Below are 13,548 nucleotides of genomic sequence, written 5' to 3'. Positions count from 1 at the left end.
CCTGGCGAGATCGGTTCAATGGCAGGTTCACAGGGGAGAACCGGAATTGACGCAGGATTACACGTCCATCCGCGAGGAAGTCGCGAAACTTTGCCGGAAATTTCCGGGAGAATATTGGCGGGCCCGCGACAAGGCGCGTGAATATCCGAGCGATTTTGTCGCTGCTTTGGGCGAAGCCGGCTATCTTGCGGCGCTGATCCCGGAAGAATTCGGCGGCGCCGGATTGCCGATTTCGGCAGCGGCAGCGATTCTCGAGGAAATCCAGGCCCAAGGCTGCAACGGCGGCGCGGTGCACGCGCAAATGTATATCATGGGTACGATGCTCCGCCACGGGTCGGACGAGCAGAAAAGCCAATATCTGCCCAAAATCGCCACGGGCGAATTGCGCCTTCAGGCCTTTGGCGTGACCGAGCCGACCAGCGGCACCGACACGCTGGCGCTGAAGACCGTCGCCAAGCGGGACGGCGATGATTATGTCATCAACGGGCAAAAGCTGTGGACCAGCCGCGCCGAACATAGCGACCTGATGCTGTTGCTCGCCCGTACCACACCGCGTGATCAGGTAGCCAAGCGCACCGACGGCCTGTCAGTGTTTCTCGTCGATATGAACGCGGCGCTCGGCAACGGTCTCACCATCCGGCCGATCGACACGATGATGAACCACAGCACCACGGAGCTGTTCTTCGACAATATGCGCGTGCCCGCCGCCAATCTGATCGGCGAGGAAGGCAATGGTTTTCGCTATATCCTGTCCGGCATGAACGCCGAGCGGCTGTTGATCGCAGCGGAATGTATCGGCGATGCCAAATGGTTCATCGAGAAGGCGACAGCCTATGCCAAGGAGCGGGTCCTGTTCGGCCGCCCGATCGGCCAGAACCAGGGCGTGCAATTCCCGATCGCCCGCGCTTATGCGCAAATGCGCGCCGCCGAACTGCTGGTCCACGAAGGCCTGCGCAAATATGAAGCGGGTGAAAATTGCGGCGAGGAAGCCAATATGGCCAAGATGCTCGCCGCCGACGCCAGTTGGGCCGCCGGCGAAGCCTGCGTCCAGACCCACGGCGGCTTCGGCTTTGCCGCGGAATATGACGTCGAGCGGAAATTCCGCGAGACAAGACTTTATCAGGTCGCCCCGATCAGCACCAATATGATCCTCTCCTATGTCGCCGAACATGTGCTGGGTCTGCCGAGGAGCTATTGATGGCTGACTGGTCGGAGTGGATCGGCAAGAGCGAGACGCGCCACGACGTGATCACGCCGGGCCTGCTGCAACGTTTTTGCGCAACAATCGATACGCCCGTCAGCGACGACGTTCCGCAGGGATTGCACTGGTGCCTCTGCCTGCCCGATGCTCCGACGGCACAATTGGCGGAAGACGGTCATCCCGCAAAGGGCGGCTTTCTTCCGCCCATCCCCCTGCCCCGCCGGATGTGGGCGTCGAGCGAAGTTTCATTCGAACATCCGCTGCAACTGGGCGATGAAATATCGCGCGTGTCGACCGTGGCCAGCATTGAAGAGAAGTCGGGCAAGTCGGGCGATCTGGTGTTTGTCGCTGTCGATCATGAAACACGCGTTGGCGATCGGGTGGCGATCAGGGAGCGGCAGAATATCGTCTATCGCGAGCCTGCCGCGACTACGGTACCGGTCAGCGAGGTCAGCAATGATATTCCAGACTTGCAAGACTGGGACTGGCAGCAGAAAATCCTGCCGTCCGAACCATTATTATTCCGCTATTCAGCGCTAACCTTCAACAGCCACCGCATCCACTACGATCGCCCCTATGCGATCCAGGAAGAAGGCTATCCCGGCCTTGTCGTTCAGGGTCCGCTGATGGCGACATTGTTGCTGAACCTCGCCGCAAGCGAGTTGGGTGCAAACAAGCTCTCCAGCTTTTCCTTTCGCGGACAGGCGCCCGCCTTTGCCAATGCCGCAATATATCTCGTCGGCAAACAGGAGGGCGAGACTATCACGCTCGCCGTGATTGGCCATAACGGCAAAGAGATCATGAGCGCGCAGGCGGCGATCTAGGCTCCGCCCAAGGACGATGCCACCCCCTCCGTTCGTGCTGAGCTTGTCGAAGCACGGTTGCGCGCACTCGTCCTTCGACAGGCTCAGGACGAACGGGAAAGCGGCCGGCGGATGAATGTTTCTCACGCGAAGACGCGAAGGCGCGAAGGGTAGCGCGGCCTTTTTTCTTCCCGGCTTCGCGCCTTCGCGTGCGTTTTGGCGGATGGGATCCCTCTCGGTGGAATGGCGCAATGTTTATGAAACAAGCATAATTTCCCTGAGACCCAACCACACTCTCCGTTCGTGCTGAGCCTGTCGAAGCATGTTCGCGCGCACCCGCCCTTCGACAGGCTCAGGACGAACGGACCAGTCCCGATCGCCCCAATTCAAACCGCATAAAAAAGCCCGGCTGCTGCGGATCACGCGGCCACCGGGCTTTCCCTAATTCAAACGTGACCTAGAAACGGTCGGCGTTCATCACCTTGGTCCAGGCTGCTGCAAAGTCTTCGGCAAATTGCTGGTCCGCATCATCAGAAGCGTAAACTTCGGCTACGGCGCGCAATTCCGAATTGGATCCGAAGATCAGATCGACCGGTGTCGCGGTCCAGACCAGCTTGTCCGTCTCGCGGTCACGGCCTTCGTACAATCCGGCATTGCTGCCCGACTTCGACCATTTGGTCTTCATGTCGAGCAGATTGACGAAAAAGTCGTTGCTCAGCTGTCCGGGATTGGCAGTGAACACACCGCTGGACGACTTGCCCGCATTGGCGTTCAGCGTCCGCAGCCCGCCGACCAGCACCGTCATTTCCGGCACAGTCAGATTGAGCGCGTCGGCCTTGTCGACCAGTGCTGCCGCTGGCGCCATGTCGGCACCGGACGTATAATAGTTGCGGAAGCCGTCGGCCTTCGGTTCGAGATAGGCGAAGGATGCCGCGTCGGTCTGTGCCTGCGTGGCATCGACACGTCCGGGTGTGAACGGCAGGCTGACCTTGTGGCCCGCCTTGCTGGCCGCCTGCTCGACCGCAGCATTGCCGCCCAGGACGATCAGGTCAGCGAGCGAAACCTGCTTGCCGCCGGCAGCGCTCCGGTTGAAATCCTTCTGGATCGCTTCCAATTTGCCAAGCACCTTGGTCAGTTCCGCCTTGTCATTGACCGCCCAGCCGCGTTGCGGCTCGAGCCGTAGCCGCGCGCCATTGGCGCCGCCACGCATGTCGCTGCCACGGAAGGTCGAGGCCGAAGCCCATGCAGTCCGCACCAGTTCGGGTGTTGTCAGACCGGTAGCCAGGATTTTCGACTTGAGCTGCGCAACATCGGCGTCGCCAATCATCGCATAGTCGGCTGCGGGCAGCGGGTCCTGCCAGACGAAGCTCTCGCTCGGTGCATCGGTTCCGACATAGCGCGCCGAGGGCCCGAGATCACGATGAGTCAGCTTGAACCATGCGCGAGCAAAGGACGCCGCAAATTCATCGGGATTTGCATGCCAACGCTCGGCGATCTTGCGGAAACCGGGGTCTTCCTTGACCGCGATATCGGTGGTGAACATGATCGGCGCGTGGGTCTTGCCCGGGATATGGGCGTCTGGAACCATGTTCGCTGCATTGGGATCGCTCGGGATCCACTGCGTCGCACCGGCCGGGCTCTTGACCTTGACCCATTCGAAACCGAACAGATTGTCGAGATACTGGTTGGTAAAGGCAATCGGATTGGCCGACCATGCGCCTTCGAGGCCACTGGTGATCGTATCCTCGGCATTGCCCTTGCCGCATTTATTGGCCCAGCCGAGACCCTGCGCTTCGATACCGGCGGCAGAGGGTTCTGCATCCATACATTCTTCGGGCTTGTGCGCACCATGCGCCTTGCCGAACGTATGCCCACCAGCAATCAGCGCCAGCGTTTCCTCGTCATTCATCGCCATATTGCCAAAGGCACGGCGGATATCGGCAGCGGCCGAAATCGGATCATGATTGCCGTTCGGTCCTTCCGGATTGACGTAAATCAAACCCATTTGCGTTGCAGCAAGCGAGCCCTTGAGATCGCCTTTGCCGTCGCGACGGTTGTCGGCCAGCATCTTGGCTTCCGGACCCCAGAACACCAGATCGGGTTGCCATGCGTCGACGCGACCACCAGCGAAGCCGATGGTCTTGAAGCCCATATCCTCCAGCGAGACATTGCCGGTCAGCACCATCAGGTCGCCCCAGGACAATTTCCGCCCATATTTCTGCTTGATCGGCCAGACCAGACGCCGCGCCTTGTCGAGGCTGACATTGTCGGGCCAGCTGTTGAGCGGTTCGAAACGCTGCTCGCCGCCATCGGAGCCGCCGCGTCCGTCACCGACGCGATAGGTGCCGGCGCTGTGCCAGGCCATACGGATGAAGAACGGACCATAATGGCCATAATCGGCCGGCCACCAGTCCTGTGACGTGGTCAGAACCTTGCGGATATCTTCCTTGACCGCAGCGAGATCGAGTGTGGCGAATTCGGCGGCATAATCGAAGTCCGGGCCGTAAGGATTGGACTGTGCCTCATGCTGGCGAAGCGCCGCGAGGTCGAGCGTTTGTGGCCACCAGTCCTTGTTCGACATGGCACCGGGCGGGTCTTGCACAACCGTTTTTTGGGCTTCGGCCGGACTGGCCATCACCAGCGGCGTCATTGACGCTGCCAGCAAGGCAAAAAGTGAAACCTGTGATTTGAACATCTTTCTCTCCTGTTGAATTCCCGGTTTTTGGTTCTGATAAAAACTCTAGGCTCAATGGAATAGGTGACGAAATCAGTAAATTTCCTGAGAGTAATCGAACCTGTCGATCATCGGCGCACCCGAAGATGCCCGAAGATGATGGTGGGTGGCTTCCGGAAATTGGCAATATCGGGAGAGGAACAGGGGGGATTGATAGGGGCTGAGGCGCGAATGTTATCGGGCTAACTGCAATATTCTATCGGTCGGAAGCAAAGCCCGTCCTCCAAAATAACCTGATCGGCTCAATCCGGAAGTTCAATTTTGAAATTTCCATCGGACACAGCAAAGAAGCTCGGCGGTCGGGTCGCATAAACCGCCGAGCTTCCCCTGGATACCCAACAAATGGGTTTGGTGCGGCATGGGGATAAAACGGAATAAACTGCTCCGTCACATCGGTGCCGCAAGATTTTGTTAACCGAGTCTTATTGCCGACGCTGTGATCCCCATCACTGGTAAAATAAAAAAGCCGCTCGCGAACGACAATGTCCGCCAGTGGCCATATGCCGAATATCTTTATCATATGGGGTTGTTTGGGGGGGGTGGTGCGAAGCCGCCTGCGTGACGAGTAGCGACTTCGCAAAAGCGGTTTAGCCGATATGCACGCTTGTCGTTGTGACCGGAATCACTTGGGCTCGATATCGCAGGGACTGCATTTCATTTGCCGCTTTCACGGGCACGCCTTTGCAGCAGCAGAAAATCAACAACGGGCGCGGAGCAAAAAAACGGGAGCTTATCCGAAGATAAGCTCCCGCTGCGCCTCTGTTGGGGCTGATGTCCTCTTGCGATTCCAGCAGCCGCTTGTTCGGCGTCCGGATCCCGGATCGAATACGTTAATGGTTGGTGGTTATCCACGTTTCCGCTTGCGCTTCTTCGCTTCGGTTTCCAACCCGCATTTGGTCCAGTCACCTGATGATCTTCGTCCGGCTGTTCCGCTCGGGCTTGCGCCTTCCCTTTCCAGTCATTCTCCGATCACCGACCGAGAGATCATTTTCCTTTTCTTGCGAAAAACAAACTGGTCATCTCGACCATCTTCGGGTTCCCGGGCTGTCCTGCGGGTCATTGCTGACTGGTCGCTGGTTCGTCCGTTTGCCTTCCGATGACCTATATATGACTCCTCATGCCGAGTCGCGCCTAGGGGAAAATAGCAAGTTATCCACAGGCAGATCAGTTACCGGTGGAAAACTCCTGCCGATCTGGTGGATAAGATTATACTTCGTGCTGTCGGGGGATTTTTTGCAAATTTTGCAAATATTGTCCGCTGGTCCGGACCTTCATTTGGGAGGGATGGAGGAAGGTCCGGACCTTTGGACCAATCCCGGCGCCAACTTCGGGAGGAGGAGGAGGCGGCAACCGGGATTGTAACTGTTTACCTTAGCCCTGAACCGTCGAAAACAGAACGATGCTGCTGACGGAAATGGCTGCGATAATATTGAAAAGCGTTCTCATGGATTTTCTCCTTTTTACAAACGCCGATCAAACATCTCTTTTCCTGCGTAACTTACGAGGCCCAAATGGTCGCATCGCAAATAAGTTTCAATTGAGAACGCAGCCCGACCAGTTGCACGTTATGCAACTGGTCCAAGGAGCAAAATCCGGGGAATATAGCCTGGGCTTTAGCTTTATTCGAAAATGCCTTTGAATAGCTTCTTACCCTTGTCGAGCGGGTTGCTGCGGAAATTGGCCTCTTCCTTGCCGATATAGGTAAAAATGCCATCCATTGCCTGATCCGTAACGCTGTCGGTCAGGCCGTCACGTGAAAGATCGGTCCCGCCCAGCTTGGCCAGTGAAGAAATCGAGCCGAGCCGTTCAACCTGCTCGTAAGCCCCCAGTTCGACAAGTGCCTTTTCTACCAGCGGCCGGACTTTAACCGCCAGTTCTTCTCCCGACGTGCGCCGGAGATAGTCGGAACCGGCCGCTTCGCCACCGGTTACAATACCGACACCGTCCTGCAATGTGAGACCGTCGATCGCCGAGCGGAAGACGGGTTTGGCTTCGAGTGCTGCCTTGCCCGCAGCATCATTCAACGTCTTGGTAATGTCCTTGGTCAGGCCGGCCTTGCTGGTAAAGCGCAAGATACTCGTCGCCTTCTGCAACGGACCGGGCAGCAATATACGCACCGCTTTGTCCGCATAGAAAGCACCGGGTTCCGAAAGCTTGTCCAGCGCATTGTCGGAGGCATCACCCAATATGCCTTTCACGCCGGAGCTTTGCGCTGCCGCGGGTGTCGCCGCGAAAGTCACGAGCGCCAGCGGAGCCGTTGCCAGAGCGATCGTGGCGAATATTCTACCAGAGGTTTTTCCGTGACGCATGACCATTTCTCCTGAACTATGTCGGAGGGTCATAGCATATTTCACTGGCCCACGCCTGAACCTGGCAAGAAATATCGGTAAAATTGTGCAAATTCGAGATTTTACGGAAACATCTAGCGTTCGGAAAATTCCAGAACGCCTTTGCTTTCATCCCCGGATGATTCCGTCAACTCCAGCGAAAACGGATCGTCTTCAGCGGTTTTACCCGACAAATTTGTCCCGTCGCGCACGACCTTGAAATCATTGCCGGTCAGCTGTGTTTCATACCAGTCGGCCAGCTTGTCGACACCCACTGGCGCGGTGAAACTGATCCGGACCTTGCCACCCTGCCCGCCTGTGTCCTTGATATCAAAACTGGTGACATGGCTGCCGGGATAAAGATCGACATCGTTCATGTCGAAATCGTCGCTGTCGAGCGTGATCGAAGGCAGATCAACTTCCATCGAGAAACCATCCGCCTTGATCGAGAATTTGCTGTCTTTACCGTCGCCGCCGATCTTGATTTTTTCGGCATCGGCCTTGCTGTCGTCGCTAAAGTCGATCGACAGACCGGAACCGTCGCCGGATTCGTCGTCAACCTTGCTGCAGGCAGAAAGGGCAAGCGGCAGTGCCGCGAGTAGAATCAGATTTTTCGTCGACATGCGTATTTCTCCAGACTGTATTGCTATGTTAATACAGTCTGGAGTTCAATCCGTCAAGCCGCAAGCGCTGATCAGGGGTCGATCGACGTTCCGGGGCCTGGGGCATTTACCACACCGCCATCGACGGGAATCGTCGTACCGACGACATAATCCCCGGCAGAGCTTGCGAGAAATACCGCTGCGGATGCCATATCCTCGGGCCGGCCGATGCGTTTGGCAGGAATGCCCTTCTCCACGGCGTCTTCATGATCGCGAGCCGCCTTGTTCATCGACGAGGCAAAGGCACCAGGCGCGATTCCGGTCATGATGATATCTTCCTGCACCAGCTTCGACGCCATTTTGCGGGTCAGATGGATGACAGCTGCCTTGGACGCCTGATAGCTGTAGGTCTCCCAGGGGTTGACCTTCATGCCGTCGATCGATGCGATATTGATAACCTTGGCCGGACGCTCGAAGCTGGCAGCCGCTTTCAGTTGCGGGTGCAGCGCCTGGGTCAGGAAGAACAGGCCTTTGACATTGGTGTCCATGACCTTGTCCCAGCCGGATTCCGGAAAGTCGACATATTCCGCGCCCCAGGCCACACCGGCATTATTGACGAGTATGTCGAGCTTCTCTTCGCGGGATGCGATCTCGGCAGCGAGGGCCTTGCAGCCTTCATAGGTCGAGATATCGCCTTGGATATAAGTGCAATTTTCACCGAATTCGGCAGCAGCAGCTTCGCCCTGATCGGCCTTGCGACCGGAAATATAGACTTTGGCGCCCTGCGCCAGAAAGCCTTCGGTGATCATCGCGCCAATGCCGCGCTGGCCGCCGGTGACGAGAGCAACACGTCCCTCGAGCGAGAAAAGTTTGTTAAAATCCATCGTCAATATCCTTTAATAGCCGTGCATTTCGGCGACGAGATTGGTGTGGTAATTCACATCACCCATGAATTCCTGCAGCGCGCGATCACGCTTCATATAGAGGCCGATATCATATTCGTCGGTCATGCCGACGCCGCCGTGCATCTGGACGCCTTCCTTGACCGAAAGCGCTGTCGCCTTGCCCGCCTTGGCCTTGGCAACCGATACCATCAGCTCTGCACTGGCCGAGCCTTCGTCGAGCATTTGCTGCGCTTTCAAGACTGTCGCGCGGGCGATTTCCATTTCGCTGTAGAGATGGGAAATACGGTGCTGCAGCGCCTGGAACGAACCGATCAACGCGCCAAACTGGCTCCGCCCTTTGATATAGTCGACCGTGATATCCATCGACCCCGCTCCGACGCCCAGTGTTTCGGCAGCGGCACCGGAACGACCGGCGTTCAACAATCGACGCAGGACCGTATCGCCCTCGTCAACCTCGCCGATCACCGCATCGGCGTCGACCAGCACGCCGTCAAACTGGATATGCGCCGCCATCGCGCTATCGACCAGCCGAGCGCTGTCTTTGGACAGGCCAGCAGCATTTGCATCGACGGCGAATAGCGTCAGCCCCTTGTCGTCACCCGCGCTGCCGCTGGTTCGCGCAGCAACGATCAATGTATCGGCCGATCCGCCCTGCACGACAAATTGCTTCTTGCCATCGAGCTTGAAGCCATTGCCTTCGCGCGTAGCGGCCATGCTGATCTGGTCGGGACGGTGTTTCGCGCCTTCGTCAATCGCCAGCGCCAGAACCGTATCACCGGCAATGATGCCGGGGAAATATTTGTCGCGCAAAGCCTTGCCGCCTGCGTTGAGCGCTTCGACACCAGCGACCGCTGTGGTCAGGAAAGGCGAAGGCGTCAGATTGCGACCGATTTCTTCGAGCACCACCCCCGCTTCGACATGACCCAGTCCCAGGCCACCTTCTTCTTCACCGATCAAAATGCCGGTAAAACCCATTTCCGCAAACTGCTTCCACAAATCATGGGAGAAGCCGTCCTTGCACTGCTTGTCGCGAAACTCGCGCAGATGCGAAACCGGTGCCTCGCCCTTCATAAATTCCACAGCGCTGTCATGGAGCATTTTCTGATCGTCGTTCAAATAAAGCGGCATATTCTAGTCCTTATCTAATCCTGTTCGCGGCAAGCTCGCTCGCCAAGCCATTCTGTTCGAAAGTCGCTCCGCTAGGCGCCGGGCAGTCGCAATATCTGCTTGGATATGACGTTCAGCATGACTTCGCTGGTGCCGCCCTCGATACTGTTCGCCTTGGTGCGCAGCCAGCTTCGTGCGGTCATCCCGCCGTTGGTGGCTTCGCTTTCCCATTCAAGCACTTCGCTGCCGCCGGCAGCCATGATAAGCTCGTGCCGGCGTTTGTTGATTTCGGTGCCGGCATATTTCATCATATTGGGCTGGGCCGGATGGCAGAGCCCGGCCTTGAACGTATCGCCAAACCGTTCGGCCATCGCACGGAAGGCGAGCAGTTCGATATCCATATCGGCCAATTGGGCACGGAGCATCGGATCATCCAGTCGGCCCATCGCATCGCGGCCGATCTGGTCAGCAAATTTCGCGCCGAGCGAACCGCCAGCCGACCCACCCTGATCGGAAATCATGCTGCGCTCGTGACCAAGCAGATATTTGGCAACGTCCCAGCCTTTGTTCACTTCATAGACGACAGACGAAACACCCTCGCCATATTCCTTGGGCACTTTGACGTCATCGAAAAATGTTTCGCAGAAGGCCGACTGGCCGGAAATCAGCACGATCGGTTTTGTGGTCACGCCTTCGCTCGCCATGTCGAACAGCATGAAGGAAATGCCCTTGTGCTTTTCATTCTTGTCGGTCCGCGTCAGGCAGAAGATCCAGTCGGCCTTGTCCGCGTAGCTGGTCCAGATTTTCTGACCGTTGATGACAAAATGATCGCCCTTGTCGACCGCGCTGGTTTGCAGCGAGGCCAGATCGGAACCGGAACCCGGTTCGGAATAGCCCTGACACCAGCGAATTTCGCCGCGCGCAATCGGCGGCAGGAAATGCTTCTTCTGTGCTTCGGTGCCGAAATGCAGCAGCGCGGGGCCGAGCATCCAGATGCCGAAGCTCGATAGCGGCGACCGGCATTTCAGCCGCGCCATTTCCTGACCGAGAATTTTGGCCTCGGCGCGTGACAATCCGCCGCCGCCATATTCTTTCGGCCAGTCGGGTACCGTCCAGCCTTTGGCCGCCATGATATCCAGCCATTCTTTCTGGCCGGGCTTGAACGTCGCATTGCGTCCGCCCCAGACGGCATCTTCTTCGCTTACCATCGGTTCGCGCATTTCCGGCGGGCAGTTGGCTTCGAGCCAGGCGGCCGTCTCCGCGCGGAAGGTTTCAAGATCGGACATCACGAATTTCCTTTTAATTGATCAATTAAAGTTGGACTATCATATTTGCGTGGACTGATTCAACGATTCCCTTGACCAGAAGTCAAAAATAATCGGAGAATCCGAAGAAAATTACTGGCACGACCGGTCAGCCGTCTGATTTCCGTAACGGAAACGAACATGGTCAGCACAAGTGATTGACGTTGAAAAATGTCATTGCTTTAATGAAGAAAAAAAAGGGAGCGCAAGAGGATGCGATTTAAAGGCAAGACTGCCGTGATAACCGGCGGATCATCGGGAATAGGACGCAGCAGCGTCGAGCTTTTTCTTCGCGAAGGCGCCACCGTCGTGATGGGCGACATCGATGAAGCCGAAGGCACGGCGATGATGTCGGCGATGGGCGACGGCTTTCTGTTCAGGAAATGCGATGTCACCAGCGAAGCCGAAGTAAAAGCGCTGATGGACTATGCTGCTGAGCAGACCGGCGGCATTGATGTCGTTTTCAACAATGCAGGCGCCGGCGGCCCGCGTGCTCCGATTGACGAAATCAGCGGCGACGACTGGGACTTTGCCATGGCCTTGCTGCTCAAGTCCGTCGCTATGGGTATCCGCCACGCCGCACCGCATCTGAAAAAACGCGGCGGCGGAGCGATTGTCAACACAGCATCCATTTGCGCGTTCCAGGCCGGCTATGGCCCGATTGCCTATTCCACTGCCAAGGCTGGTGTATTGCATCTGACCAAAGTGGCTGCAGCGGAGCTGGCCCGATATAATATCCGCGTGAACGCGATCTGCCCCGGTTTCATCCAGACCAATATTTTCGCCGCGACCGTCGGTGCCAATAAGGAAGAGACACAAGAGATAAATACGGTTCTCGGCCAGGCAGCCGCGAATGCCCAGCCGGTTGCCCGTCCCGGAGTGCCCGGCGATATTGCTGAGGCGGCCGCCTATCTGGCATCTGATGCCGCCGGCTTTGTCACCGGCACGCATTTGCTGGTGGATGGCGGTATGCTGGTCGGCACCGAGGGCAGCTGGAATCCGGAAATACCCGGTATGCTGGATGCGATCCTGCCGGAGCATCTGCGTTGACAGAGGCTCCGGACAAGCTGCCGCTCAAAACCAAGATTCTATATGGCTTCGGTTCCGCCGCATACGGGATCAAGGATAACGGATTTTCGGTCTTTCTGCTTTTCTATTATAATCAGGTGATCGGCATGCGAGCTGATGTCGTCAGTCTGGCTATTGCCATTGCCCTGTTTGTCGATGCCTTTATCGACCCGCTGATCGGCCAGATGACCGACCGGACCAGAACGCCGATCGGACGGCGCCACCCGTGGTTATACGGGGCGGCGCTTCCGATTGCGGCGGCGTGGCTGCTGTTGTGGCATCCACCCGAGGCCAGCGCCACGATACAATTTTTCTATCTTCTGACGATGGCGATGCTCGTGCGGATATCCCTGTCCGCTTATGAAGTACCATCGCTGGCGCTGCTACCGGAACTCAGCCGCGATTATCATGATCGCACCAGCATTTTGCGCTATCGCAGCCTGTTCGGCTGGGCGAGTGGTCTCGGTATCATGGTTCTTGCTTATGGCATCCTGCTGGTACCCAGCGAGAAATATCCCGTCGGGCTTCTCAACATCGATGGCTATTCGACGTTCGCCATCATCGGTGCCTGCATCATGGCTTTTGCCGTTCTGGTGTCGGGTCTCAGCACTCACAAACGGACGGTCGCGCGCTATAAAGCCGAACGCACACCACCGAAAACAGCGGAAGGCTTTTCCGAAATGCTCTCGGCATTCCGTTTTTCACCCTTTCTCTTGTTGATGCTCGCCGGCGTGTTCGCCTTTACCAACCAGGGGCTGTTATTCTCGATGACGCCCTATCTGCTGACTCACGTCTGGGAATTCGGTTCTGCGGAAATGACGCTCTATTCGGCCGTTCTGTTCATCGGGGTCATTCTGGCTTTTCTGCTTGTCACCCCGATTTCCGTACGGACAGGAAAACCGAAAGGCGCGGCGTTTTTTACGCTATTTGCGGTGGTTATCGGGACGGCACCATATTGGCTGCGTATGGCCGGCCTGTTTCCTGAACCCGGATCCCCCTATCTCATCCCCATCCTCTTCACGTTGCTCGTTATCGGAATCGCGGCGAGTATCTCCGCTATGATATTGACCTTCTCGATGATGGCCGATGTCACAGATGCCTATGAATTTGACGCTGGCAAACGCGCGGAAGGTCTGTTCTCTTCGGGCATGTGGTTCATGCAGAAAATGGTTGGCGGCATGGGGATCTTGCTGGCAGGCCTGATCATTTCGTTCATCCAGTTGCCCGCGCAAGCGGTTCCCGGGACTGTTGATCCCGCGATTGTCGACAATCTGGCGTTGATTTTTGTGTCGTTGGTGACGTTGATCGGACTCGGAGGAACATGGGCCTACACTCTGTTCCCTCTGGGCGAGCAAGATCATGGCGAGCGGATATCGAAACTGACGGCGTCGATGCCGCAGGTGAAATGAAGATAGTGGAATAAAAACTCCTCCGACTAACCGTTTTCGCTGTGGCAAAGCCAGACTGCCTCTGATAAGTTAATCGCATAGTTAAAAA

The 13,548-nt window shown here is 57.0% G+C and carries 11 protein-coding genes; 5 read left to right on the top strand and 6 right to left on the bottom strand.

Annotation, left to right across the window (positions count from 1 at the left end):
* The first annotated feature begins 46 nt into the window (after positions 1 to 46).
* Entirely contained in the window at positions 47 to 1,198 is a 1,152-nt protein-coding gene (locus AACZ86_RS09985; RefSeq protein ID WP_339691999.1) for an acyl-CoA dehydrogenase family protein, read from the top strand.
* On the top strand, positions 1,198 to 2,025 hold the full coding sequence (locus AACZ86_RS09980) for a MaoC family dehydratase N-terminal domain-containing protein (protein WP_339691996.1): 828 nt from the start codon (positions 1,198 to 1,200) through the stop codon (positions 2,023 to 2,025). Before AACZ86_RS09985 ends, AACZ86_RS09980 begins: the two co-directional genes overlap by 1 nt.
* Before the next feature lie 436 nt (positions 2,026 to 2,461).
* Here the strand turns inward: AACZ86_RS09980 and katG are convergent, their stop codons facing one another.
* Positions 2,462 to 4,699, bottom strand: coding sequence for a catalase/peroxidase HPI (katG, locus tag AACZ86_RS09975; protein ID WP_339691993.1), 2,238 nt, complete (start codon positions 4,697 to 4,699; stop codon positions 2,462 to 2,464).
* A gap of 665 nt (positions 4,700 to 5,364) precedes the next feature.
* Between katG and AACZ86_RS09970 the strand changes: the two genes are divergently transcribed.
* Complete coding sequence (locus AACZ86_RS09970) at positions 5,365 to 5,838, top strand: hypothetical protein (protein ID WP_339691990.1); 474 nt, start codon at positions 5,365 to 5,367, stop codon at positions 5,836 to 5,838.
* 519 nt (positions 5,839 to 6,357) lie between these two features.
* On the opposite strand, the gene AACZ86_RS09965 is transcribed toward AACZ86_RS09970, so the two are convergent.
* From AACZ86_RS09965 to AACZ86_RS09945, 5 genes are all read right to left on the bottom strand, one after another.
* Positions 6,358 to 7,047, bottom strand: coding sequence for a DUF4197 domain-containing protein (locus AACZ86_RS09965; protein WP_339691988.1), 690 nt, complete (start codon positions 7,045 to 7,047; stop codon positions 6,358 to 6,360).
* 113 nt (positions 7,048 to 7,160) lie between these two features.
* The gene (locus AACZ86_RS09960) at positions 7,161 to 7,688 is read right to left on the bottom strand and encodes a hypothetical protein (protein ID WP_339691985.1); all 528 of its coding nucleotides are present in this window, start codon (positions 7,686 to 7,688) and stop codon (positions 7,161 to 7,163) included.
* Between the two features lie 71 nt (positions 7,689 to 7,759).
* Positions 7,760 to 8,551: an SDR family oxidoreductase gene (locus AACZ86_RS09955; protein ID WP_339691983.1), complete on the bottom strand. Its 792-nt coding sequence runs from the start codon at positions 8,549 to 8,551 to the stop codon at positions 7,760 to 7,762.
* 12 nt (positions 8,552 to 8,563) lie between these two features.
* Positions 8,564 to 9,700 (bottom strand): acyl-CoA dehydrogenase family protein, encoded by a 1,137-nt coding sequence (locus tag AACZ86_RS09950; RefSeq protein ID WP_339691981.1) that lies wholly within the window; start codon positions 9,698 to 9,700, stop codon positions 8,564 to 8,566.
* Positions 9,701 to 9,771: 71 nt separating this feature from the next.
* Positions 9,772 to 10,965, bottom strand: a complete 1,194-nt coding sequence (locus AACZ86_RS09945) for an acyl-CoA dehydrogenase family protein (protein WP_339691979.1) — start codon at positions 10,963 to 10,965, stop codon at positions 9,772 to 9,774.
* 231 nt (positions 10,966 to 11,196) lie between these two features.
* Between AACZ86_RS09945 and AACZ86_RS09940 the strand changes: the two genes are divergently transcribed.
* Both AACZ86_RS09940 and AACZ86_RS09935 read left to right on the top strand, forming a co-directional pair.
* Entirely contained in the window at positions 11,197 to 12,033 is an 837-nt protein-coding gene (locus tag AACZ86_RS09940; protein ID WP_339691977.1) for an SDR family NAD(P)-dependent oxidoreductase, read from the top strand.
* Positions 12,030 to 13,460: an MFS transporter gene (locus tag AACZ86_RS09935; protein WP_339691974.1), complete on the top strand. Its 1,431-nt coding sequence runs from the start codon at positions 12,030 to 12,032 to the stop codon at positions 13,458 to 13,460. Before AACZ86_RS09940 ends, AACZ86_RS09935 begins: the two co-directional genes overlap by 4 nt.
* The last annotated feature ends 88 nt before the right edge of the window (positions 13,461 to 13,548 follow it).

The organism is uncultured Parasphingorhabdus sp., assembly GCF_963975735.1.
Lineage (GTDB): Bacteria > Pseudomonadota > Alphaproteobacteria > Sphingomonadales > Sphingomonadaceae > Parasphingorhabdus.
This window is presented reverse-complemented; position numbering and strand designations above follow the sequence as displayed.

Bases quoted from the DNA above. Each gene is read 5' to 3' on its own strand.
- AACZ86_RS09945 (WP_339691979.1), bottom strand. From the start codon at position 10,965: ATGTCCGATCTTGAAACCTTCCGCGCGGAGACGGCCGCCTGGCTCGAA.
- AACZ86_RS09940 (WP_339691977.1), top strand. From the start codon at position 11,197: ATGCGATTTAAAGGCAAGACTGCCGTGATAACCGGCGGATCATCGGGA.
- AACZ86_RS09980 (WP_339691996.1), top strand. From the start codon at position 1,198: ATGGCTGACTGGTCGGAGTGGATCGGCAAGAGCGAGACGCGCCACGAC.
- katG (WP_339691993.1), bottom strand. From the start codon at position 4,699: ATGTTCAAATCACAGGTTTCACTTTTTGCCTTGCTGGCAGCGTCAATG.
- AACZ86_RS09960 (WP_339691985.1), bottom strand. From the start codon at position 7,688: ATGTCGACGAAAAATCTGATTCTACTCGCGGCACTGCCGCTTGCCCTT.
- AACZ86_RS09950 (WP_339691981.1), bottom strand. From the start codon at position 9,700: ATGCCGCTTTATTTGAACGACGATCAGAAAATGCTCCATGACAGCGCT.
- AACZ86_RS09955 (WP_339691983.1), bottom strand. From the start codon at position 8,551: ATGGATTTTAACAAACTTTTCTCGCTCGAGGGACGTGTTGCTCTCGTC.
- AACZ86_RS09965 (WP_339691988.1), bottom strand. From the start codon at position 7,047: ATGCGTCACGGAAAAACCTCTGGTAGAATATTCGCCACGATCGCTCTG.